The sequence below is a fragment of the Streptomyces sp. NPDC060035 genome (assembly GCF_042736635.1).
Classification (GTDB): Bacteria; Actinomycetota; Actinomycetes; order Streptomycetales; family Streptomycetaceae; genus Streptomyces.
On the sequence record NZ_JBHWVO010000011.1, the window covers coordinates 239,143 to 261,162 of the forward strand.

The following is a 22,020-nucleotide window of genomic DNA, read 5'->3' on the forward strand; positions in this document are numbered from 1 at the left end:
CCTGCCAGGTCGCGGGGCATAGGGGCCGCGGGACACCATGATCAACGCACATCGGACCTGAATCCATGGACCAGAGGCTTTGAACGTGAGAGACCCGCGTACCGCTCGTCGTCCAGGTGGCCCGGGCAACCGGTGGGAGCTCATCTGGAGACACCGGGACGAACTGCTGGAGATCGCGCGCAGTCGCTCGTCGAGCGCCGAAGAGGCCGAGGACGCCGTTCAGGAAGCGATGATCCGCGCGGTGGAGGACCCTGACGTCGAGTACGGCCGGGTGCGCTCGTGGCTCAGGCTCGCGACCGTACGCGCCTGCGCCGACCGGCACCTTCAGGTCGCCCGCGAACGGGAGTTGAGCAAGAGCCTTTCCGCCGCTCCGGTCGAGCCCTTCCTGGTCGAGGAGGTGGCATGCGACCGGGCGGAGGCCAGATGGCTGGCCGGCCGCAGCGCGGAGCTGCTGCCTGCCCGCCAGGCCCAGGCGCTGCGGCTCCAGGCGCAGGATCTCGACGTCGGACAGGTGGCCCGGACCATGGGGCTCAGCTACCGGGCGACCGAGTCACTGCTCGCCAGAGCCAGACGGTCGCTGCGTAACGTCCTGGCCGGGAGTTTCACACTGGCCACGACCGTGTGGATGTGCGCACGCAGATTTCCCCGTACCGGCGTCGCTCAGTCCGTGGGGGCGACATCGGCGGCGGTGACGCTCGCCGTGGCGGGAGCGGTTCTGCCTGCCGGACCCTTCGACCGGCCGGACGGCCGGTCTCCCGGGAGCAGGCCCGAGGCGGTGGTGGCGCACGCCGCCCCGGCCGTGGAGCTCCCCGCTCCCCGCGCACGGTCACGTCCTCACGGGGCATCGCCCTCCCCGGATCCGCATCGCATCGACCGGGCGCGCCAGGGCCTTTCGCGGCCCGTTCCGGGGGAGGCGCCGAGGACCCACGAGCCGTCGGACACGGTGACCGTGGAGGTATCTATCGAATCCGGCGCACCGGTTCCGGCACTTCCGTCGGCGGCCACGCCCACGTCGATACCGTCATTGCCGGTGGACGTGTCGGATGCCCATCGTCGGGAAGTGCCCTCGGTACCGTCCGACATCGCCACCGCCAGGTCTGGCGTCACGTTCGATCTGCCATAGCGAAAAGCAATTCAGGATCTGGCTGAAGTGCTGAGCCGCGGCGCTGACGAACGCGGCCTTCCACCGACATCGTCGATCTCGCGGCCCGCCTCCGCGCAGAGGCCTCAGGGGGCGATCGGCTGCCAAGCCTCGTCGCGTACCTTCAGCGTGGTCAGCGCCGTCGCGTCCAGGTCCACGGAGTCGGGATCCCGGGAGGCGCTGTCGGAGGAGTACAGCATCACGGAACCGACCGTGTTCTCGTCGGCCCAGGCGCACAGCGGAATGGTCGATGTGACGCCCGCGTCCTCCGACGGGAGGACGGTGCACTCCAGGGTGAGCTCCGCGCCTGCAGGCGTGATCATCTTCGGCGAGTACCGGCGATCACGGGCCGAGGACATGACGCGCATCCTCGATGGACTCGACGTGATCGAGGCCGCGGTCCGCAGCTCATCGGGCGCCTGGACCGAAGCAGGGTTGCCGTGGCCGGGCACTCGATGGGCGGGCACACCGCGAGCCTGCTCCTCGGATGCCGGCTCACCGATCCGCGCGACGGAACCGAAGTGAACCTGACCGAGCCCCGGATCACAGCGGGTGTACTGCTCGCCGCGCCCGGCAGGGGCGGCGACGCCCTGGCCGACTCCGTGGCAGACAATCTGTCCTTCCTCGTGACCACTGACTTCTCCAAGATGGCGACGCCCGCGCTCGTGGTCGCCGGCGACAAGGACGCCTCTGCCCACCTGACGGTGCGGGGCCCGGACTGGCATGCTGATCCGTACGTCCTCGCCCCGAGCCCCAAGTCCCTGCTCACCCTGTTCGGCGCGGAGCACGGGCTCGGCGGGGTCTCCGGATACGCCGAGACCACGGACGAGAGCCCCGAGCGAGTGGCCGCGGTCCAGCGGCTCACCTGGGCCTACCTCCGCACGGAGCTCTATTCCGGGGATCCGGCTAGGAAGGCGGAGTGTGACGCGCTGACGGTCGGCTCCCACCCCCTCGGACGGGTCGAATCCAAGTAGGCGAGAGGCCGCTCGTGATCGGTTCCCTCAGGGCTGTCCCTTAGGGATGGTTCAACGGGCGTCAGCGCTCAGCAGCGCCGGCAGGACCACGGCGTCGACGTAACGGCTGAGGAACTCGGCGTCTGCTTCGGCGCGTTCGACGACCGGTCGGGCGAGGGCCGCCCCGGAGATGAGGTGCGCCAGGAAACCGAGCGCCGGATTCTCTGCCGCCACCTCGCCACGGTCGACGGCGCGGTCGACCACTGCGCGCATCGTCTTCAGCTCGGGCTCGACCCTGCTCTCGTACACGGCGTCCGCCAGTTCAGGATGGGCATGCATCGCACCACCGAGCGCCCGCAGCAGCACGAACGTCTCGTGGGACGCGGCTTCGCTCGCCCTCCTGACGATCTCGTGCAGATCGCCCGCCAGGGATCCCGTGTCCAGGGAGTCGCTCTTGTCGGGGGTCCGGTGCCGCAGAGCCGCTGCCACCAACTGCGGCTTGCCCTGCCATCGACGATAGAACGTCGCCTTGCTCGCCCTGGCTCGTGTGGCGACGTTGTCCATGGTGAGAGCGTCGTAGTCGCCTTCCCGCAGCAGGGTCAGGACGGCCTCGTAGATGTCTCGCTCCCGATCCGCAGTCAACCGGCTGTGGCTCGATCTCTCCGCGCGCCTGGATGCCTCACCCGTAGACGTGCTCACTCCCTCGGCGAAAGCAGACGTGTCCTTGGTTGTGCACCCGCAGTCGGTTGCAGCTCGGCGCGGCTCCGTCTTGCCATCGGTGGGCTCTTCGCCACCACTCGCCGGAGGCACCGCGACGGCTTGGAAGTGCGCCGGGCTCATTAGCTCTCGCCGCCGTTTCTGCCGACGCGTTCGGCTGTGAGCTGACTCTCCAGTCCCGTGATGATCATGTACAGCGCCAGGTGGAACATACGACTGTCATCGGGGCCTCTATCCGGACGCTCGCCATCGCCGGTAGTGGTTGAACCCGGTAGAAGAGCTGACCACCGCTGAAGCGCACCGTTGATTTCGGCGATCACCACGCCGACCACGGCGGCGCAGACAGGAGCGGCCACCTGCGGGGTCTCTTCCTGCGGTACGCCCGCATCCTCCAGCGTGGCGGTGAGCCCGAGCCAGAAAGGGTCTTCGGGCTGAATGAAGTCCGGTTGCCCGAACGAGTAGGTCATGAGCTCGGGGTGACGGTGCGCCAGCCTGCGGAAGTCCTCGGCGAGTTGGCGGAGGCGGTCCTGCCACGCAGCGCCTTCCCGGGTCGCGGTGCGGAACTGGGCGCCGACCGTTCTCGCCACGCCGCGCAGCACGGCGTCCTTGTTCGGCACGTGGTGGTACAGCGACATCGGGTTCGCATCCAACGCGGTCGCAAGTTTGCGCATGGTCAGCGCCTCGACCCCATCGGCGTCGATGAGGCGCAGCGCTGTGGCATAGATGCCGTCCTCGGTGAGCGGTACGTCCCTCTTTCTCGTCCCCCGAGGAGCCTTCTTTGGAGTTTCCATACGACGTATGGTAACACTGAAACAGTTCCATACGGCGTATGGAAATGAGGGTTCGCTGCCGGTCGGCGGCCTTCTCCGCATCGCACAGTGCCCCTGCCCCCTCCTCTCTCCGACAAAGGAGCAAGCCATGGCCAGGCAACCCGTGACCGAACTGCGTCCCATCCGGTCCCCGCGGGGGGTCCCTCTGCTCGGCCACACGCCGCAGATCCCCGACACCAACCCGGTCGCCTACTTCGGCGAGCTGTCCAAGCAGTTCCCCGAGGGCATCTACGGGATGGACATCGCCGGCATCGAGCAGGTCTTCGTCTATGACCCGGACCTGGTAGCCGAGGTCTGCGACGAGACGCGGTTCTTCAAGCAGATCGAGAAGACGCCGCTGAGCCATGTTCGGGACTACACGGGGGCGGGCTTGTTCACGGCCCACCAGCACGAGGAGGAATGGAGCATGGCGCACCGGATCCTCCTGCCGGCGTTCAGTCAGCGGGCCATGAAGGGCTACTACGGGCAGATGCTGGAGGTCGCCCAGAATCTGGTGGGCAAGTGGGAGCGCGAGGAGGGCCGGCCGGTCAACATCACCGACGACTACACCCGGCTGACCCTGGACACCATCGCCCTGTCGGGGTTCGGCTACCGGTTCGACTCCTTCGCCAAGGAGGAGCTGCACCCCTTCCTCAACGCGCTGCTGGAGTCGCTGGTGGAGTCACTGCGGCGCTCGCAGGAGCTGCCGATGATGACCAAGCTCCGCAAGGCCGACGGCAAGAAGTACCGCGAGAACATCCAGCTGATGCGCGATCTGGTCGAGAGCGTGATCAAGGAGCGCCGTCAGGGGAAGGGCACAGGTGAGGAGGACCTGCTGGGTCTGATGCTGGAGGCCACCGACCCGGAGACCGGCAAGCGGCTGGACGACGACAACGTCCGTGACCAGGTGGTGACGTTCCTGATCGCCGGTCACGAGACCACCAGTGGTCTGCTGTCGTTCGCCACGTACTCGCTGATGCGCAACCCGCACATCCTGGCCCAGGCCTACGCCGAGGTGGACCGGCTGCTGCCCGGCGACACGGTCCCGGACTACGACACGATCATGCAGATGGACGTGATCCCGCGGATCCTTGAGGAGACCCTGCGGCTGTGGGCTCCCATCCCGATGATCGGCAAGTCCCCGCTGGAGGACACCGTCATCGGCGGCTGCTACGAGCTGAAGAAGGGAGCGCAGGTCAACCTCCTCGAGGGCCCGCTGCACACCCATCCCAAGGCGTGGGAGCGGCCGGAGGAGTTCGACATCAACCGGTGGCTGCCGGAGAACCGGGTGAACCACCACCCGCACGCCTACAAGCCGTTCGGCAACGGCGTGCGTGCCTGCATCGGCCGCCAGTTCGCGCTCACCGAGGCCCGTCTGGCCCTCGCGCTGGTGCTGCAGAAGTTCAAGTTCTCCGACACGACCGACTACAAGATGGACGTCAAGGAGGCTTTGACGCGCAAGCCTGGCGGCTTCGAACTGAACGTGCGCACCCGTCAGGAGCACGAGAGGACCGTCTTCGGCGCCGTGGACCTGCAGACCGACGACACGCGGGCGCAGGCCGCGGTCAGCGGTGTCGGGGTGAACCTCACCGTCGCCTACGGCTCCAGCCTCGGCTCGTGCGAAGACCTGGCGCGCACCATCGCCGACCGCAGCGAGCGCTCCGGCTTCGGCACCACACTGACCAGCCTGGACGAGCTGGGCGACAACCTGCCCACCGAGGGTCTGCTCGTGGTCGTCGCCGCCAGCTACAACGGCAAGGCGCCGGACAACGCCCAGCGTTTCGACGAGCTGATCGCCGCCGGACTCCCGGAGGGTTCGCTGTCCGACGTGCGGTTCGCGCTGCTGGGTGCCGGCAACACCCAGTGGGTGGCCACCTACCAGGGCTTCCCCAAGCGGATAGAGGAAGGCCTGCTGGCCGCCGGGGCCCAACCCGTCATCGAGCGCGGTATCGCGGATGCGGCCGGTGACTTCGACGGCATGGCCTCCCGCTGGATGGACACCTTGTGGGCCACGCTGGCCGAGGAGTACGCCGCCGACACCTCCGAGGCGAGCGGACCGCGCTTCCAGGTCCAACTGCTCACCGAGGCCGATGTGCGCCCGGCGATCGTCTCCGACCAGGCCTACCCCCTCACGGTCGTGGCCAACGAGGAACTCGTGGCCGACGCCACCGGCCTGTGGGACTTCAGCATCGAGCCGCCGCGCCCGTCCGCGAAGTCCATCACCATCGAGCTCCCCGCCGGTGTCACCTACGACACCGGCAATCACCTGGCCGTCTTCGCAAAGAACGAACCCGTCCTGGTCGACCGCACCCTCGCGCGGCTCGGCATCGACCGCGACCAGGTGCTCCGGCTCGACCAGCCCGCAGGCGGCCGCACCCACCTGCCGGTCGGCACGCCCGTCACCGCGGGCCTGCTGCTCACCGAGTTCCTGGAACTGCAGGACATCGCCACCCGCTCCCAGATCCAGACCCTGGCCGAACACACCCCGTGCCCGTGGACCCTGCCCCAGCTGGAGGCGTACACGGCCGACACCGAAGAGGCCCAGGAGCGCTACCGGAAGGAAATCCTCAACAAGCGCATCTCCGTGCTGGGCCTGCTGGAGCGCTTCCCGGCGGTCGAGCTGCCGCTGGCGGTCTTCCTGGACATGATGGGCCCGATCCGCCCGCGGTTCTATTCCATCTCCTCCGCTCCGCTGGCCAACCCGCGCCACGTGCGCCTGACCGTGGGCCTGCTGGAAGGCCCTGCCCTGTCCGGCGACGGCCAGTACCGCGGCACCTGCTCCTCCTACATCGGCGGCCTCGAGCCCGGAGACGTCTTCTACGGCTACGTGCGGGTGCCCTCCCCGACCTTCGCGCCGCCGGTCGACCCGGCCACGCCGCTGGTCCTCATCGGCCCGGGCACCGGCATCGCGCCGCTGCGCGGATTCCTGGAGGAGCGCGCCTCGCAGCAGGAGAACGGCAGCAAGGTGGGCCTGTCGCAGGTCTTCGTCGGCTGCCGCCACCCGGAGCACGACTACTTCTACTTCCAGGAGATGCAGGCCTGGGAGCAGTCAGGGATCGCGCAGGTGCACACCGCCTTCTCCGCGGTGACCGGCCACCCGGCCCGGTTCGTCCAGAACGCCATCGCCAACGCCGCCGACACCGTGTGGCAGGCCATCGAAGACGGGGCGTACGTCTACGTCTGCGGCGACGGCCGCCGCATGGCGCCCGCCGTGCGCGAGGCCCTCGCGGCGATCTACCGCGAGCGGACCGGCAGCGACGACGAGACCGCCCAGCAGTGGCTCGCCCAGCTCGAAGCCGACGAGCGCTACCAGCAGGACGTCTTCGCCTGACCCCCGGACGCCGGGAGGGGGCGGCGGTCCTGACACCCCGCACCCTCCCGGCCCCCACTCACCCAACACGAGCACCACACGGCACCCCATCGGCCCGAACCGCCGGGAGTGCCGCCCACAGAAAGCAGAGCACCATGGACACCATGCTCGCCGGACGCTTCCACCTGGACAGCAAGAAGTTCGTCGTGGAGGAGGTCGCCGTCCCCGTGCCCGGCCCGGGCGAGGTTCTCATCGAGGTCAAGGCCGCCGGCGTCTGCCTCTCGGACATCCACCTGATCGACGGCTCCCTCGTTCCGCTGTTCGCCACTTCCGACGTGGTCACCGTCGGCCACGAGGTCTCCGGTGTGATCCACGCCCTCGGCCCCGACCTCAAGCGCGGCCTGACCGTCGGCACCCGCGTCACCCTGGAGGCCGGCAAGACCTGCGGCCAGTGCGCCGACTGCGCACGCCGCCGCCCCTGCACCCAGATGCGCACCGCCGGCATCGACTACGACGGCGGCTGGGCCCAGTACATGGTCACCCCCGAGGACACCCTCATCCCCATCCCCGGCAACCTCCCCTTCGACCAGGCCGCGATCATCCCCGACGCGGTCTCCACCCCCTACGCCGCTGTCGTCACCACCGCGGGCGTACGCCCCGCCCAGTCCGTCGGCATCTGGGGCGTGGGCGGTGTCGGCGCCCACAACGTCCGCATCGCCCGCCTGGCCGGCGCCGCGCCGATCGTCGCCGTCGACCCGCTGCCCGGCGCCCGCGAGCGTGCCCTGGCCTTCGGCGCGGACTTCGCCCTCGACCCGGCTGCCCCCGACTTCGCCGACGAGGTGCGCGCGGCCACCGCCGGACGAGGCCTCGACTTCGCCTTCGACTGCGCGGGTGTGCCCGCCGTCCGCGAGCAGGCCGCCGCCGCACTCGGCCTGGGCGGAGTCCTCATCCTGGTCGGCATCACGCCCAGGCCCCTCACCATCAGCGAGGGCATGCTTTTCAACTACATGGGCAAGCAGGTGCGCGGCCACTACGGCGGCAGCCCCGAGTCCGTCACCGAGCTGGTCCGGCTGGCCGAGGTCGGCCGTATCGACCTGGCCCCCTCCATCACCGACCACATCCCGCTCGCTGAGGCCGCCGACGCGGTCAACCGGCTGGAGAACAAGATCGGCGACCCGATCCGCCTCATCCTCGTCCCCTGATAACTGCAAGGAAAGTTCATCAAGGCCACCTCAGGCAGGGGTGAATGGGCTCCGGTGCTCGAGGGAGCACCGGAGCCCACGGCTCCCCGGTGTCCGGGTCCGGCGCATACCCACTCCGGGGCAGGTGAAGTCGGGCAGGGCGATCCGGACTTTCAGGTGTCCACCGAAGCCTGGCGCAGCCGGTGCTCGGGGCTGACTGAGCTAGGGCAGCGGCCGCCGGGTCACCTCGTGGGCGTCGTCCGGCAGGACGCCGAGCATGCGCAGGACCATCTCGGCCAGGTCCGATGCGGCCTCGTCGCCGTCGAGGTCGGGCCGGGCCAGCCGCAGCGCCACGAGGGACAGCAGGGTCCCGCCCAAGGCGGACAGGGCGGTGGTCGCATTGTGGCAGGTGAAGCGGCCCGAGGCGATGCCGTTCTCCAGGTCGCGCAGGGCTCGCGGGGCGAGTCCGCGGTCGGAGTGGATGTAGGCCAGACCGCGGTCGCGCAGGATCCGCATGAGTTCGGGGTGGGAGTCGGCCATGCGGGCGGTGAGCCGGAAGCCCACGGCGACGAGCTCGGCCGGGTCGTCGAGTCCTTGTACGCGGTCGTCGATGACTCGGCCGAACTCCTCCAGAGCGTCCGTCACGGCGGCGTCGAACAGCTCCGTCTTGGACTCGAAGTGGTTGTAGAAGGAGCCGAAACCCACGTCCGCGCGCTCGGCGATGGCCTGAATGCTGACGTTGGTGTCCCCGGTCTCCGCGAGGATCTGCCGGCCCGCACGGACGAACGCCTGACGGGTCTCGGCGCGGCGCCGCTCGAAGCGGTTCTTGGGCGGGGCTGACGACGTCGGCATACGGCGAGTGTAACAACCCTCACGATGAGTCTGCCATTACTGATGAGATCATCAACTCTTTGACCTCGCGCTATTGACGATTGTTTCCGCAAGGTTGATGATTTCATCATTACAGCAGTGTTGCTTGGAGGACACCATGTCCCGCACCCCCGTTAACAAAGCCGCTCCCCAGACGCCGCACCAAGACCTCCACAGTGAGCAGGGCGCCTTGCGCGGTGAGCATCCGGGACGGTCCCGGAACCCCGTGATCAAGGTGGCCGACCTGGCCTGGCTGGAGTTCGAGAAGCCCGACCTGGACCGGGCCGAGGTCTTCGCCCGTGACTTCGGCTTCGCGATCGCAGCCCGCACCGAGGGCGAGCTGTGGCTGCGCGGCACCTTCGCCGGCTCGCCCTGCATGGTGATCCGCGAGGGCCGTACGTCCCGCTTCATCGGGCCGGCGTTCCGCGCGGCCGAGCGGGGCGACCTGGACCGGCTGGCCCGCGCCACCGGCTGTACCGTCCGGGACATCGGCGTACCCGGAGGCGGGCAGTCGGTCGCCCTGCTCGATCCCTCGGGCCTGTCGGTCCGGGTCGTGCACTGCGCCGAGCAGCTGCCCGCGCTGCCCGAGCAGGAGCCGCTGCTGCTCAACTTCGGCACCGGTCACCGTCGTACGAACGTCACCCAGCGTCCGCCCCGTGAGCCGTCCCGAATCCAGCGGCTGGGCCATGTGGTGCTGGAGACAAGCGTGTTCGCCCGCACCCTGGACTGGTACCTGGACACGCTGGGTCTGATCGTGTCCGACTTCCTGTTCCTGGACGGGCAGCGCGATCGCGGTCCGACCATGGCGTTCATCCGCTGCGACCAGGGCAGCGTGGCCGTCGATCACCACACGCTGGCCCTGCACCTGGGGCCCGGAACCGGCTACGTCCACTCCGCCTACCAGGTCACCGACCTCGACGCGATCGGCGCCGGCGGGGAGTACCTGGCCGAGCGCGGGTACCGGCGCAGCTGGGGCATCGGCCGGCACATCCAGGGCAGTCAGCTGTTCGACTACTGGCGCGACCCCGACCACTTCATGCTGGAGCACTTCGCCGACGGCGACCTGTTCTCCTGCGACCTGGAGCCCGGCTGGGCGCCGATGTCGGCGAGCGGCCTGGCCCAGTGGGGCCCACCGGTCACCCGCGACTTCCTGGGCACCAGCCCGTCCCCCGCCAAGCTGCGCGAGGTCATGACTGCCCTGCGTGGCGACAACGAACTCGACCCCGCACGCCTGCTGGGCCTGATGAAAGCGATGAGCTCATGAGCACCAACGTTCTGCGCACCAACGACGGCTGGTGGGTCGTCCGGGACGAGCGCGCCGTCCGCGTCGGGACCAAGGCGGTCACCACCGCCGAGCTGCTCGCCGACCGGGACGCGGTCCGCGAGGCTGCCGCCTCCGCCGAGAGCGGCACACCCGTCGCCGATCTGGTGGCGCTGCCTCCGGTCACCACCCCGTGCCGGGTGGTCGCCCAGATGGTCAACTACCGGAGCCACGCGAAGGATTCGGGCTTCACCGGCGACATCCCGGCCACCTTCTTCCGCAAAGCGTCCGGCTCGGTCAGCGGACCGCACGAGAAGATCGTGCGCCCCGCGCACGTGAAGTTCCTCGACTACGAGGTGGAACTCGGCCTCGTCATGGGTGCGACGCTGCCCGTGGGCACCGTCGTCGAGGAGCAGGACCTGCCGCGCTACGTCGCCGGCCTCGTCCTGACCAACGACGTCAGCGCCCGCGACGTCCAGCTGACCAAGACCCAGTTCTACGAGAGCAAGTCCTATCCCACCTTCACGCCGACGGGGCCGTACCTGGCCCTGCTGGAGCCCGAGGACTTCGCCCATCTGCTGAACCTGCGGCTGCGGCTGTCGGTCAACGGTGTGTCGCGCCAGGACCGCACGCTGGCCGACATGATCGTTCGGCCCGCAGAGGCGCTCACCCTGCTCGCCCGCTTCCAGACCCTCGCCCCGGGCGACCTGCTGCTGACCGGTACTCCCGGCGGCACGGCCCTGAAGGCCCCGCCCAAGGCGGCCGCGAAGATCGCCGCTCTGCTGCCGCCCGCACTGAAGTGGAAGGCGTTCTTCAAGGGCCAGGCCAAGAACCCCAAGTACCTGCACAGCGGTGATCTCATCACCGCCACGATCGCCACCCCCGACGGGCGGATCGACCTCGGCGAGCAGCGCACCCCCGTTACGGACGCACTGTGAAGGCCTCATCCCGCAGGCCGGTGGTGATCATCGGTGGGGGACCCGTCGGGGTCACGGCCGCCCTCCTGCTCGCCCGGCAGGGGGTGCCCAGCGTGATCCTCGAACGCCATCGGGACATCTACCCCCTGCCGCGCGCCGTCGTCGTGGACGACGAGATCCGCCGGATCCTGCAGAGCCTCGGTGTCCACGAGGAATTCGCCGCCCTCGCCCGCCCGGCGCCCGGGCTGCGGCTGCTGGACGCCCGGCGCCGCGTGATCGCCGAATTCCCGCGGTCCATGGACGGACTCCACGGCTTCCCGCAGCTGAGCATGTTCAACCAGCCCGAGCTGGAACGCCTGCTGCGTGACGCCTTGGCGCGCCGCCCGGAATGCGAGCTGTGGAGCGGGGCGGAGGTCGTGTCCGTCGCTGCGTCCGTCGCACGGGACACCGACGGACCGAACGACTCGACGGGTTCCGTCCGGGTCACCTTCCGGCGCGACGGCAGCGACGAGGAGGAGCACCTGTGGGCCGATGCCGTCCTCGGCTGCGACGGTGCGGGCAGTCTCACCCGTGACGCGATCGGCACGGACTGGGAGGACCTGCACTTCCAGGAGAGCTGGCGGGTCATCGACGTGCGCACCAGCCGCCCGGTGCGTACCTGGGAAGGCGCCGAGCAGATCTGCTGCCCGACCCGGCCGGCCACCTTCATGCGCATCAGCGAGGACCGCTACCGCTGGGAGTTCCGGCTGGCCGACGACCAGAACCTGGACGGTCCGGACGGATGGGAGCGCCTGCGCGAGCTGGTCGCCCCCTGGGTGGACCTGCCGGCCTCGCCGTGCGACGACTTCGAGGTGATCCGGCAGGCGCAGTACACCTTCCAGGCCCGTCTCGCCGACCGGTGGCGCAGGGGGCGTGTCTTCCTGCTGGGCGACGCCGCCCACCTCACCCCGCCCTTCGTCGGGCAGGGCCTGTGCTCCGGCCTGCGCGACGCCGGCAACCTCACCTGGAAACTCGCCCGCGTCCTCCAACAGGGCGCACCCGAGGGGCTGCTGGACACCTACGAACGCGAGCGCAAGCCGCACGCCCGACATGCGATCCGCGTGGCGGTCGCCGTCGGCTGGGCCATGACCGGTGGGCAGGACCGCGCTGCGGCGTTTCGCCGGGCCGTGGTGGGCGCGGTCTGTCGCCTCCCCGGCGTGACCGGGGCGGTGAGCCGTGACCTCAGCCCCGCACTGGCCGCCGGTCCACTCGTACGGCGCCGCCCCCGGCTGACCGGCCGCGTGCTGGCCGGCACCTTCTGCCCGCAGCCCTGGGTACGGCACGACGGCAGGCGAGTGCGCCTCGATGACGTCCTCGGGGACTCCTTCGCCGTCCTGACCGCTGTGCCGCCCACGGCGCAGATGACGACCGTGGCCACGGCACTGGGCGCCCGGACGATCCACGTCGACGAACTGGGCGACGACGGCACCCTGGCCGGCTGGCTGGCACGCGGCCGTGCCGACGCCGTCCTGCTGCGCCCCGACCGCGTCGTGACGGACACCGTCCCGGCCGGCACCGGCGACTTCACGGACACCGCCGCCTGGGCCCCCCTGCTGCACACGGCCCGCCGTACCGCCGACGCCCGGCCCGCCCCCTGATGAGGAACACCACACCATGACCAGCCCGCACCCCACGCCGTACCCGGAACCCTTCTTCACTCCCGACCCGCACGTGGCCGCCCACAGCCGCATGGCGGACTTCGCAGGATGGGCCGCCCGGCACAAGAGCGCCGACGGCGTTGCCGACCCCACCGACTACCTGGCCCTGCACCGCTGGTCCGTCAGCGACCTGGAAGGGTTCTGGGAGGCGGTGTGGGAATACTTCGCCATCGACGCGACGACCGAGTACGAGCGGGTTCTGGCCGAGGAGCCCATGCCCGGCGTCCGCTGGTTCCCCGGCGCCACCCTCAACTACGCCCACCACGCGCTGCGCAACCTGCAGCCGGACGCTCCCGCGATCACCGCGCTGGACGAGACGGGAACCGGCTACGAGATCACGGGCCGGACACTGCGCTCCCGGGTCGCCTCCGTCGCCGCCACCCTGCGCGACCTGGGCGTCGGCCAGGGCGACCGGGTGGTGGGCTATCTGCCCAACACCCCCCACGCCGTCATCGCCTTCCTCGCCACCGCCAGCCTGGGCGCGGTGTGGTCGGTGTGCGGCCAGGACTACGCGCCCAAGGCCGCCGCCGACCGCTTCGCCCAGCTCGAACCTACGGTGCTGATCACAGCGGACGGCTACCTCTTCAACGGCACCGCACACGACCGCCGTGCCGCCTCGCTCGAACTGGCTACCGCCCTGCCGACGCTGAAGGCCACGGTGCGCGTGGAGCACGTGGGCCTCGCCTGGCCCGAGGGCGGGCACCCGGCGCCGGCGGTGCCCTGGGAGGACGCGGCCACCCGCACCGAGGACCTCTCTTTTGCCCCGGTGCCGTTCGACCACCCTCTGTGGGTGGTGTTCTCCTCCGGCACCACCGGCCTGCCCAAGGGCATCGTCCACGGCCATGGCGGCGTCCTGCTCGAACACTTCAAGATTCTCGGCCTGCACACCGATCTGGGCCTCGGGGACCGCCTGCTGTGGTACACCACCACCCACTGGATGATGTGGAACCTGGTCGTCTCCACTCTGCTGACCGGTGCCACCACCTGCACGTATGACGGCAGCCCCGCCCCCGCTGCGCGACCGGACATCCTGTGGGAGCTGGCGGCCCGCCACAAGGTCACCGTCTTCGGCACCAGCCCCCAGTACCTGCTGGCCATGTCCAAACTGGACATCGATCCCTCCGCGCGCGACCTGTCGGCCATCCGCGTCGTCGGCTCCACCGGCTCCGCTCTGCCCGCCTCCGCCTACCCCTGGGTCCGCGACCGCGTGGGCGGCGGCGTCCAACTGGCCTCCACCAGCGGCGGCACGGACATCGTCTCCGCATTCGCCGGCAGCGCCCCCACGACCCCCGTCTGGGCGGGGCAGCTCTCCGCCCCCAACCTGGGCGTGGCGCTGGCCGCCTACGACGAGAAGGGCGCCCCGGTCGTCGACCAGGTCGGCGAACTGGTCGTCACCCGGCCCATGCCGTCCATGCCGCTGTACTTCTGGAACGACCCCGACGGCAGCCGCTACCGTGACGCCTACTTCGCCGCCTACCCCGGGGTGTGGCGGCACGGCGACTGGATCACCCTCACCTCGCACGGCTCGGTGATCGTCCACGGCCGCTCCGATGCCACCCTCAACCGCAACGGCGTACGCCTCGGCAGCGTCGACATCCACGACGTCGTCGAACGCCTCCCCGAGATCTCCGAGGCTCTCGTCATCGGCGCGGAGGAACCCGACGGCGGCTACTGGATGCCGCTCTTCGTGGTCCTTGCTGACGGGGTCGGCGTGGACGACGCCCTGCGCGAGAAGATCCGCGACGCGATCCGCGCCGGCGCCTCACCCCGCCACGTCCCCGACGAGATCCTCGCCGTACCGGCCCTCCCGCACACGAAGACCGGCAAGAAGCTCGAGGTTCCCGTCAAGCGCCTGCTCCAGGGCGTCCCCGCGGAGCAGGTCCTGAACCCCGCGGCGGTCGACAACCCCGATCTGATCGCCTACTTCGCCCGCCTGGGCGCGGAGCGGAACAAGCGGTCGACACACCACACATGACGTCAGCCAGGGGATGACAGGCCACGTGACAGCACCCGGTCCTGAGCCCCGCCCGGCACCCGCAAACCCCGTCCCCACCGCGTGGTGCCGGGGCGGTCGACCCGCCCCGGCACACCACACCATCCGAACAACCGAAGTAGAGAGAGAAAGCCATGAGCACGACCGACCGCGCACCGCAGGCCCTCGATGTCCTTGACGACGCCGGGCGAAAGGTGATGTTCACCGAAGCGCGCACCGCGAACACCTTTGCCGCAACGGCCGTTGCGGACGACGAACTCGCCATGATCTGGGAACTCGCCCGTTGGTCGCCGAGCGCCGCCAACGGTCAGCCTCTGCGTGTGTCCTTCGTGCGCACCCGCGAGGGCAAGGAGCGACTGGGCCGGCACCTCGACGAGGGCAACAGGGCCAAGACGCTCAGCGCGCCGGCCGTGGCGATCCTGGCGTACGACGTCGACTTCCACGAGCAGATGCCGACTGTCTTCCCGGCCCGCGGCGACATGCTGCGAGCGGCGTTCGCAGACCAGGTCGAGAAGCGCGAGAGCATCGCTGCCTACAACTCGGCACTGCAGAGCGGGGTCTTCCTGCTCGCAGTGCGCGCAGCGGGGCTTGCAGCCGGTCCTATGGCGGGCTTCGACGAGGCCGGCGTGGACAAGGAGTTCTTCGCCGGTACCAGCTGGCATTCGCATCTGCTGGTCAACATCGGTCACCCCGGTGCCGACCCGTGGTTCCCGCGGCTGCCCCGCGTGCCCGTCGAGGACGCCGTCGCCTGGGCCTGACGGTTGCTGCCGCGGTCGCGTGGAACCCGGAGTCCGAGCATCCCCGGAGCAGTCGGCGCAGAGGTGGGATGTGCCATGCCATGGCGCCGGTGCTCTCCTGAGCACTGGCGCCGCTTGTGGTCTAGGCCGTGGCGCTGACGAATGCCGCCCAGGCGGCCGGGTGCACGGTGAGGACCGGACCGTCGGTGACCTTGGAGTCGCGGATGTGCACGGCGGCGGGGTGGGCGGAGACCTCGACGCAGTTGCCGCCTTGGTCGCTGCTGTAGCTGGACTTGCGCCAGTCGTAGGCGACTTCGAGGCAGTTGCCGCCTTCGCTGGCGCTGTAGCTGGACTTGAACCACGTGAGGGAAGTGGCGTGTGCTGCGCGAGGCATGACTCACTCTCCAAGCAGGTCGTCCAGCAGGCGCATGCTCTCCTCGGGGGAAAGTGCCTGCGAACGCAGCATCCCATATTTCTGTTGCAGCACACTGACCTCGTCGAGATCGTCGATCAGGACGCTGACCCGTTGCCCCTCCACGTAGGCCAGTTGATCGTGATCCGGGGTTTCCAGCAGGACCATCGGACCGTCCAGTGCGGCGTGTTTCTCCCGGTCCGTGGGCATGATCTGCATTCCCAGGAAAGGGAGTTCGGCGCAGCGGCGCAGGTGCTGAATCTGCTCGCGCAGCACGGAGCGTCCTCCGAGGGGACGGGTCAGGATGCTCTCCTCGATCAGGAAGCTGGCCATCGGCCGGGGCCTGCGGTCGAACATGCGCTGCCGGTCGAGCCGTGCAGCGACCCGCTCCTCCAGCACGTCGTCCTCCAGGGGCGGATAGAGGCTGACGAAGACGGCGCGCGCGTACTCTTCCGTCTGAAGCTGCCCAGGCACCACCTGGTTCTCGTACGACAGCAGCGTCACTGCCTCCTGCTCGTACTCCACGAAGTCCTGCGCGAACGCCGGAAACCGCTCCCTCTGCGGCACCTTCGCCACCGCGACCTGTAACACCCCCTTGGTGTCAAGCAGTTCGTCCAGCTGCGCCGCGAAGTCCGCCTGGAGCGGCCGGCGGCCCTGTTCGATCGAGGCGATCGTGTCCTCGCCCACGCAGAACCGGTCGGCGAGCGATGCCTGTGTCAGCCGGGCCGCCTTGCGGAACGTGGCGACCTGCGCGCCGATCACGTGCCAGGACGTGACCCGCTTGTTCCTCTTTGCCGAGTGCATGGTGTGCCTCTCCCCGTACGCGATCCCGCCGGACCCGTCAGCACCCGTACAAACGCGGTGTACGACCTGACGCGCTGATCAACCCTAGTGACGTTCTGTGACAGTCGTCCCGTGAATGAATCAACTCAACTCCTCCACGTCCGCGAGGCGTTCTACCGCCGTGAGCGCAGGTCGATCCCTCTCGCGCGGCAGTTCGTGCGCGAGGCGCTGCTCGACTGGGTGTGCGGGGTACTCGTCGACGACGTACTGCTGTGCCTGAGCGAGCTCGCCACCAACGCACTGGTGCACGGCGTCCCGCCCGGTCGCGGATTCCGCGTCCACCTCTCCTGGGGGCACGTGTTCCGGATCGAGGTGCACGACAGCGGGGGCGGCGAGGTCCAGGAGGGCGCGGTTCCCGCACCGCACGCGGAGTACGGGCGCGGTCTGATGCTCGTCGGGGCGCTCGCCGACGCATGGGGGGTGGGGGAGCGGAGTCCGGGGAAGACCGTCTGGTGCGAGTTTGCCGCTTCGGCAAGCAAGCTTGTCGAAACGGGGCCGGGCGCGCACCATCTGCCGTAGATGGAGGTGTTTCGCATGAGTGGCAAGAATCAGCGCTACGACGTAGTCGTGGTGGGTGGCGGGACCGCAGGCCTGAGCGGGGCCCTGGCCCTGTCCAGGGCTCGGCGTTCCGTGCTCGTGATCGACGCGGGCAGCCCGCGCAACGCACCCGCGTCCCACGTGCACAACTACCTGGGCCGGGAGGGCACCCCGCCCTCGGAACTGCTGGCCATCGGCCGGGCGGAGGCCTCCGGGTACGGGGCCGAGATCGTCGAGGGCGAGGCCGTTGCGGCCGAGAAGCTCCCGGACGGCGGATTCCGGGTCGTACGGGAGGACGGGAGCACCGTCGAGGCCCGCCGGCTGCTGGTGACCACCGGGCTCGTCGATGAGCTGCCGCAGGTGGAGGGTCTGGCCGAGCTCTGGGGCAGCGATGTACTGCACTGCCCGTACTGCCACGGCTGGGAGGTACGGGACCGGGCGATCGGCATCCTGGCCGTGAGTCCGATGGCTGTGCACCAGGCACTGCTCTGGCGGCAGTGGAGCGACGACGTGGTGCTGTTCCGGCACCTCCAGGCCGACTTCACCGACGAGGAGTACGAGCAACTGGCCGCGCGGGGCATCGCCGTGGTGGACGGCGAGGTGGCCGGGCTGGACGTGGAGGACGACCGGCTCGCCGGAGTGCGGTTGGCCGGCGGCACGGTGATCCCGCGCGAGGCGCTCGTGGTCCAGCCGCGCTTCACCGCGCGTTCCGGGGTCCTGGAGAGCCTCGGCCTGGTGCCCACCGCGATGGAGATGGGCGACCACCTCATCGGCACCTACATCGCGGCCGATCCGACCGGTGCGACCGAGGTCCCCGGGGTATGGGTGGCCGGTAACGTCGCCAACCTCATGGAGCAGGTCATCGGCGCCGCCAACGCGGGGCTGAAGGCGGGGTCGGCCATGAACGCGGACCTCGTGACCGAGGACACCGGCCGCGCGGTCGCCGCTCGGCGGGAACCCTTCTCGGCGGAGGCCGAGCGCAAGGTGACCGAGCGCGTGCTCGGGGACCGCCGTCACGGACTGCAGGAGACACGATGACCGACGACACCACCCGGACCGACGCCGAACTCTGGGACGACCGGTACCGCGAGAGCGACCGGATCTGGAGCGGGAACCCCAACACCGCACTGGTCCGTGAAGTGGACGGTCTGAAGCCGGGGCGCGCCCTCGACCTCGGCTGCGGCGAGGGCGCCGACGCGGTCTGGCTCGCCCGGTGGGGCTGGACGGTCACCGCCACCGACATCTCGCGGGTCGCTCTGGACCGGGCGGCCGGACATGCGGCCGAGGCGGGCGTGGAGGACCGGATCGACTGGCAGTGGCACGACCTGGGGGCCTCGTTCCCGGAGGGGGAGTACGACCTGGTCTCCGCCCAGTTCCTGCACTCCATGGGTGATCTGCCGCGCGAGCGGATCCTGCGGCAGGCGGCCTCGGTGGTCGCGCCCGGCGGCGTACTCCTGATCGTGGGGCACGCGGGCTTCCCCGCCTGGGAGCACGACCACCCGGATGTGGAGCTGCCCACAACGGACGAGGTGCTCGCCTCCCTCGAACTCCCGAACGGGGAGTGGGAGGTGCTGGTCAGCGCGGAGCACGAGCGGATCCAGAACGACCCGGACGGGAACCCCACCACCCGCACGGACAACGCGCTGAAGGTGCGCCGCACCGTGTGACCGGGCGGCCCCGGACGCCGAGCGCCCGCCTTCCTCCCCCGTGGGGGAGCGAAGGCGGGCGCGCTCGGTTCAGGACCTCCGTACGGTTCAGGCCTGCGGGGCGGCCTTGATCGCGGAGATGTCGAAGTTCAGCTTGACCTTGTCGCTGACCATCACGCCGCCGGTCTCCAGCGCCGCGTTCCAGGTCAGGCCCCAGTCGGAGCGCAGGATGTCGGTGCTGCCCTCGAAGCCCACGCGCTCGTTGCCGTAGACGTCGGTGGCGGAGCCGTTGAACTCCAGGTCGATGGCGAGCGGACGCGTGACGTCCTTGATGGTGAGGTCGCCGGTGACGCGGTACTTGTCGCCCCCGAGCTGCTCGGCCGTGGTGGACCGGAAGGTCATGAGGGGGAACTTCTCGGCCTCGAAGAAGTCGCCGCTGACGAGGTGGCCGTCACGGTCGGCGATGCCGGTGTCGACACTCGCGATCTTGACGTCGATGGAGGCGGAGGAGTTCGCCGGGTCGGTGCCGTCCAGCTGCAGGGTGCCCTCGTGCTCACCGAAGGAGCCGCGCACGTTGGTGACCATGGCGTGGCGCACGGTGAAGCCGATGCTGCTGTGCGCCGGGTCGATCGCGTAGGTGCCGGTCAGGGCGGCCAGTGCGGGGTCCACCGCGAGGGTGGCGGTGGTGGACGGGGCGTCGTTGTTCTTGCGGTTGAACAGAGCCATGGCTTCTCCTCGGGGACGTGTTCAGGCGAGTGGCTGTCGAAGTTCTTGTTTAACCTTCAACGAGATTGACTGTAGACCAATGTGGTTCGAAATTCAACAACAAGGGTCCAGGCCCTTCCGAAAGCCGCTCCGCATGCTTTTCGGTCATGCGGTACCTCTGGCGGACGCGCGTAGAACCGGGCAGGATCTCCCTGCTCGCCCCGCACGGCAGCTCGCTCATCCCCCGTTTTGTCATGAGCAGGAGGAATCCCCCATGCTGACCCGTCCCGTACTCCGCTCGGCCCTGACCGCCCTCGCCCTCGTCCTCGGTGTGCTCTTCGCACCCGGCGTCGGCGTGATCGGCGGCGCGACCGAGGCCCACGCCGTGACCAAGCTGACCCACTCCCAGGCCACCTCCCGCTTCAGCTCCTCCGGGATCACCTGGTCGTCGTCCGGCGGCTGCTCCAACCGGAACGTCTCCACCTGTACGTCCTTCGACCAGCTCAACCTCACCAGCGCCCAGGGCGCCCAGACGCTCAAGAGCGCCACGGGATGCGGGCTCAACATCACCGGCGGCACCGAGACCGGGCACGCCAGTGGCACGTACTCGCACTGGAACGGCTACAAGCTCGACTTCGGCAAGACCACCTGCCTGACGAACTACGTGAAGAGCGCGTTCACCTACATCGGCGTGCGCGGCGACGGAGCACCCCAGTACCAGTCCGGATCCGGCAACGTCTATGCGGACGAGGGCAACCACTGGGACGTGACGTACTACAACTGCGGCGGCTGCTGATCCCGCACGCACAGGTGCCCCCGTCCGGCGGGACGGGGGCACCCGTGGGTCCGGGGACGCTCAGGCGTCGGCGGGGTGGGCGGTGAGGAACGCGGCCAGGGCGTCCAGCAGCCGGTCGGCGTCCTCGGCGCTGCTGTACGGCGCGAGGCCGATCCGCAGCCCGCCCCCGTCGCCCAGACCCAGATGACGCGAGGCCTCCAGGGCGTAGAAGGAGCCGGCCGGAGCGTCGACCCCGCGCTCGGCCAGATACCGCGAGGCCAGCGCGGCCGAGCGGCCCGGGAACGTCAGCAGCAGCGTCGGTGTGCGCAGGGCCGCCCGCGAGTGCACGGTGATCCCGTCGAGGGCGGCCAGCCCGGTCTCGATACGGGCCCGCAGGGCGTCCTCATGCGCCTCGATCTCCTCGAAGGCGGCGAGGAGCCGCTCCCGCCGGGTGCCCTCGGTGCCGGGAGCCAGCGAGGCGATGAAGTCCACCGCGGCGCGGGCGGCGGCCAGGAGCTCGTACGGGAGGGTGCCCAGCTCCAGGCGCTCCGGGATCGCGTCGGTGGACGGCAGGAGCTTGTCGGGCCGCAGGGTCTCCAGCAGTTCGGGCCGGCTCGCCAGCACGCCCATGTGCGGACCGAGGAACTTGTACGGCGAGCAGACCAGGAAGTCCGCGCCGACGGCGGTCAGGTCGACGGCCGCGTGAGCCGTGTAGTGCACGGCGTCGACGTGCAGCAGGGCGCCGGCGCGGTGGACGAGCCCGGCGATGGCGGGCAGGTCGGGGCGGGTGCCGACGAGGTTGGACGCGCCGGTGACGGCGACCAGCCGGGTCCGCCCGCCGAGTACGGCGGCGACGTGGCCGGGCGTCAGCTCCGCGGTCGCGGGGTCGAATTCGGCCCAGCGGACCGTCGCGCCCACCGCTTCGGCGGCCTGGATCCAGGGGCGGATGTTGGCGTCGTGGTCGAGACGGCTGACCACCACCTCGTCACCGGGCCCCCAGTCCTTGGCCAGGGTGCGTGAGAGGTCGTAGGTGAGCTGCGTCGAGCTGCGGCCGAACACGATGCCGCGCGGTTCGGCCCCCAGGAGGTCGGCCAGCGCGGACCGGGCCCCGGCCACGATGGCCTCCGCGTTGCGCTCGCCCTCGTTCTGCGTGCCCCGGACGGCGAGCGGGTTCGCCAGCGCGTCGGTGATCGCGTCGATGACCGGCTGGGGCGTCTGGGTGCCGCCGGGCGCGTCGAAGCGGGCCGACCCGGACTTCAGGGCCGGGATCTGCGCGCGGACTGCGTGGACGTCGAAGGGCATGCGTTCTCCTGGAACATGGCTGCGGACCCGCTGGGCCCGGAGTCGGCGCACGGGTATTGGCCCCGAACAGGATCGATCCTGCCCCGCGCGGGTGCCCGGCGTGCAGCCGGGGGGGGGGGGCCCCCCGCCGGGCCCGGCCCCCCGCCGCGGCGCCGCCCGCGGGGCGAAAGCGCGCGGGCCGGGGCCGCCCGGCACGTCACGGCGCCCACCGGGT

Annotated in this window: 19 protein-coding genes and 1 pseudogene; 13 read left to right on the forward strand and 7 right to left on the reverse strand. The window is 70.1% G+C overall.

The genetic code is table 11. The features are described 5' to 3' along the window. Window positions 1-85 precede the first annotated feature (85 nt). Together ACFWBQ_RS19905 and ACFWBQ_RS19910 are read left to right on the forward strand one after the other, a co-directional pair. Window positions 86-1,123 carry an RNA polymerase sigma factor gene (locus ACFWBQ_RS19905; RefSeq protein ID WP_385490460.1) on the forward strand — a complete coding sequence of 346 codons (1,038 nt, stop codon included), beginning with the start codon at window positions 86-88 and terminating at the stop codon, window positions 1,121-1,123. A gap of 27 nt (window positions 1,124-1,150) precedes the next feature. After that, window positions 1,151-2,115: pseudogene (locus tag ACFWBQ_RS19910) on the forward strand (alpha/beta hydrolase family protein). Window positions 2,116-2,166: 51 nt separating this feature from the next. Here the strand turns inward: ACFWBQ_RS19910 and ACFWBQ_RS19915 are convergent. Then, a complete protein-coding gene (locus tag ACFWBQ_RS19915; RefSeq protein ID WP_385490462.1) occupies window positions 2,167-2,736 on the reverse strand; it encodes a TetR/AcrR family transcriptional regulator in 570 nt (189 codons plus the stop codon). A gap of 197 nt (window positions 2,737-2,933) precedes the next feature. Next, window positions 2,934-3,602 carry a TetR/AcrR family transcriptional regulator gene (locus tag ACFWBQ_RS19920; protein ID WP_385490465.1) on the reverse strand — a complete coding sequence of 223 codons (669 nt, stop codon included), beginning with the start codon at window positions 3,600-3,602 and terminating at the stop codon, window positions 2,934-2,936. A 127-nt stretch (window positions 3,603-3,729) separates the two neighbouring features. On the opposite strand from ACFWBQ_RS19920, the gene ACFWBQ_RS19925 reads away from it, so the two are divergent. Both ACFWBQ_RS19925 and ACFWBQ_RS19930 read left to right on the forward strand, forming a co-directional pair. Next, window positions 3,730-6,951, forward strand: coding sequence for a cytochrome P450 (locus ACFWBQ_RS19925; protein ID WP_385490467.1), 3,222 nt, complete (start codon window positions 3,730-3,732; stop codon window positions 6,949-6,951). 134 nt (window positions 6,952-7,085) lie between these two features. After that, the gene (locus ACFWBQ_RS19930) at window positions 7,086-8,132 is read left to right on the forward strand and encodes a zinc-binding dehydrogenase (protein ID WP_385490469.1); all 1,047 of its coding nucleotides are present in this window, start codon (window positions 7,086-7,088) and stop codon (window positions 8,130-8,132) included. A gap of 201 nt (window positions 8,133-8,333) precedes the next feature. Here ACFWBQ_RS19930 and ACFWBQ_RS19935 read toward each other — a convergent pair whose 3' ends face one another. After that, window positions 8,334-8,963, reverse strand: coding sequence for a TetR family transcriptional regulator (locus ACFWBQ_RS19935; protein ID WP_385490471.1), 630 nt, complete (start codon window positions 8,961-8,963; stop codon window positions 8,334-8,336). Between the two features lie 136 nt (window positions 8,964-9,099). Between ACFWBQ_RS19935 and ACFWBQ_RS19940 the strand changes: the two genes are divergently transcribed. From ACFWBQ_RS19940 to ACFWBQ_RS19960, 5 genes are all read left to right on the forward strand, one after another. Beyond that, window positions 9,100-10,245: a VOC family protein gene (locus ACFWBQ_RS19940; RefSeq protein ID WP_385490473.1), complete on the forward strand. Its 1,146-nt coding sequence runs from the start codon at window positions 9,100-9,102 to the stop codon at window positions 10,243-10,245. Next, on the forward strand, window positions 10,242-11,180 hold the full coding sequence (locus ACFWBQ_RS19945) for a fumarylacetoacetate hydrolase family protein (protein ID WP_385490475.1): 939 nt from the start codon (window positions 10,242-10,244) through the stop codon (window positions 11,178-11,180). Before ACFWBQ_RS19940 ends, ACFWBQ_RS19945 begins: the two co-directional genes overlap by 4 nt. Further along, window positions 11,177-12,796, forward strand: a complete 1,620-nt coding sequence (locus ACFWBQ_RS19950; protein ID WP_385490478.1) for a bifunctional 3-(3-hydroxy-phenyl)propionate/3-hydroxycinnamic acid hydroxylase — start codon at window positions 11,177-11,179, stop codon at window positions 12,794-12,796. The genes ACFWBQ_RS19945 and ACFWBQ_RS19950 overlap by 4 nt, the downstream gene beginning before the upstream one ends. A 16-nt stretch (window positions 12,797-12,812) precedes the next feature. Further along, the gene (locus ACFWBQ_RS19955; RefSeq protein ID WP_385490480.1) at window positions 12,813-14,831 is read left to right on the forward strand and encodes an acetoacetate--CoA ligase; all 2,019 of its coding nucleotides are present in this window, start codon (window positions 12,813-12,815) and stop codon (window positions 14,829-14,831) included. A 152-nt stretch (window positions 14,832-14,983) separates the two neighbouring features. Further along, complete coding sequence (locus ACFWBQ_RS19960; protein WP_385490483.1) at window positions 14,984-15,607, forward strand: malonic semialdehyde reductase; 624 nt, start codon at window positions 14,984-14,986, stop codon at window positions 15,605-15,607. Window positions 15,608-15,728: 121 nt separating this feature from the next. Here ACFWBQ_RS19960 and ACFWBQ_RS19965 read toward each other — a convergent pair whose 3' ends face one another. Then, entirely contained in the window at window positions 15,729-15,980 is a 252-nt protein-coding gene (locus ACFWBQ_RS19965) for a DUF397 domain-containing protein (protein WP_385490486.1), read from the reverse strand. 3 nt (window positions 15,981-15,983) lie between these two features. Continuing rightward, on the reverse strand, window positions 15,984-16,802 hold the full coding sequence (locus tag ACFWBQ_RS19970; protein ID WP_385490488.1) for a Scr1 family TA system antitoxin-like transcriptional regulator: 819 nt from the start codon (window positions 16,800-16,802) through the stop codon (window positions 15,984-15,986). A gap of 111 nt (window positions 16,803-16,913) precedes the next feature. Between ACFWBQ_RS19970 and ACFWBQ_RS19975 the strand changes: the two genes are divergently transcribed. Genes ACFWBQ_RS19975 through ACFWBQ_RS19985 form a run of 3 tightly spaced genes read left to right on the forward strand, consistent with a single transcriptional unit; the run spans window position 16,914 to window position 19,045 of the window. Beyond that, entirely contained in the window at window positions 16,914-17,360 is a 447-nt protein-coding gene (locus ACFWBQ_RS19975) for an ATP-binding protein (protein WP_385490491.1), read from the forward strand. A 15-nt stretch (window positions 17,361-17,375) separates the two neighbouring features. Then, complete coding sequence (locus tag ACFWBQ_RS19980; protein ID WP_385490494.1) at window positions 17,376-18,416, forward strand: NAD(P)/FAD-dependent oxidoreductase; 1,041 nt, start codon at window positions 17,376-17,378, stop codon at window positions 18,414-18,416. Next, window positions 18,413-19,045 (forward strand): SAM-dependent methyltransferase, encoded by a 633-nt coding sequence (locus ACFWBQ_RS19985; RefSeq protein ID WP_385490497.1) that lies wholly within the window; start codon window positions 18,413-18,415, stop codon window positions 19,043-19,045. The genes ACFWBQ_RS19980 and ACFWBQ_RS19985 overlap by 4 nt, the downstream gene beginning before the upstream one ends. Window positions 19,046-19,132: 87 nt before the next feature. Here the strand turns inward: ACFWBQ_RS19985 and ACFWBQ_RS19990 are convergent, their stop codons facing one another. Continuing rightward, window positions 19,133-19,750 (reverse strand): YceI family protein, encoded by a 618-nt coding sequence (locus ACFWBQ_RS19990; protein WP_383804349.1) that lies wholly within the window; start codon window positions 19,748-19,750, stop codon window positions 19,133-19,135. A gap of 253 nt (window positions 19,751-20,003) precedes the next feature. Here ACFWBQ_RS19990 and ACFWBQ_RS19995 point away from each other — a divergent pair, with 253 nt between their 5' ends. Further along, a complete protein-coding gene (locus ACFWBQ_RS19995) occupies window positions 20,004-20,525 on the forward strand; it encodes a hypothetical protein (RefSeq protein ID WP_329207038.1) in 522 nt (173 codons plus the stop codon). A gap of 60 nt (window positions 20,526-20,585) precedes the next feature. On the opposite strand, the gene ACFWBQ_RS20000 is transcribed toward ACFWBQ_RS19995, so the two are convergent. Beyond that, complete coding sequence (locus tag ACFWBQ_RS20000) at window positions 20,586-21,806, reverse strand: cysteine desulfurase-like protein (protein ID WP_385490500.1); 1,221 nt, start codon at window positions 21,804-21,806, stop codon at window positions 20,586-20,588. Between the last annotated feature and the right edge of the window lie 214 nt (window positions 21,807-22,020).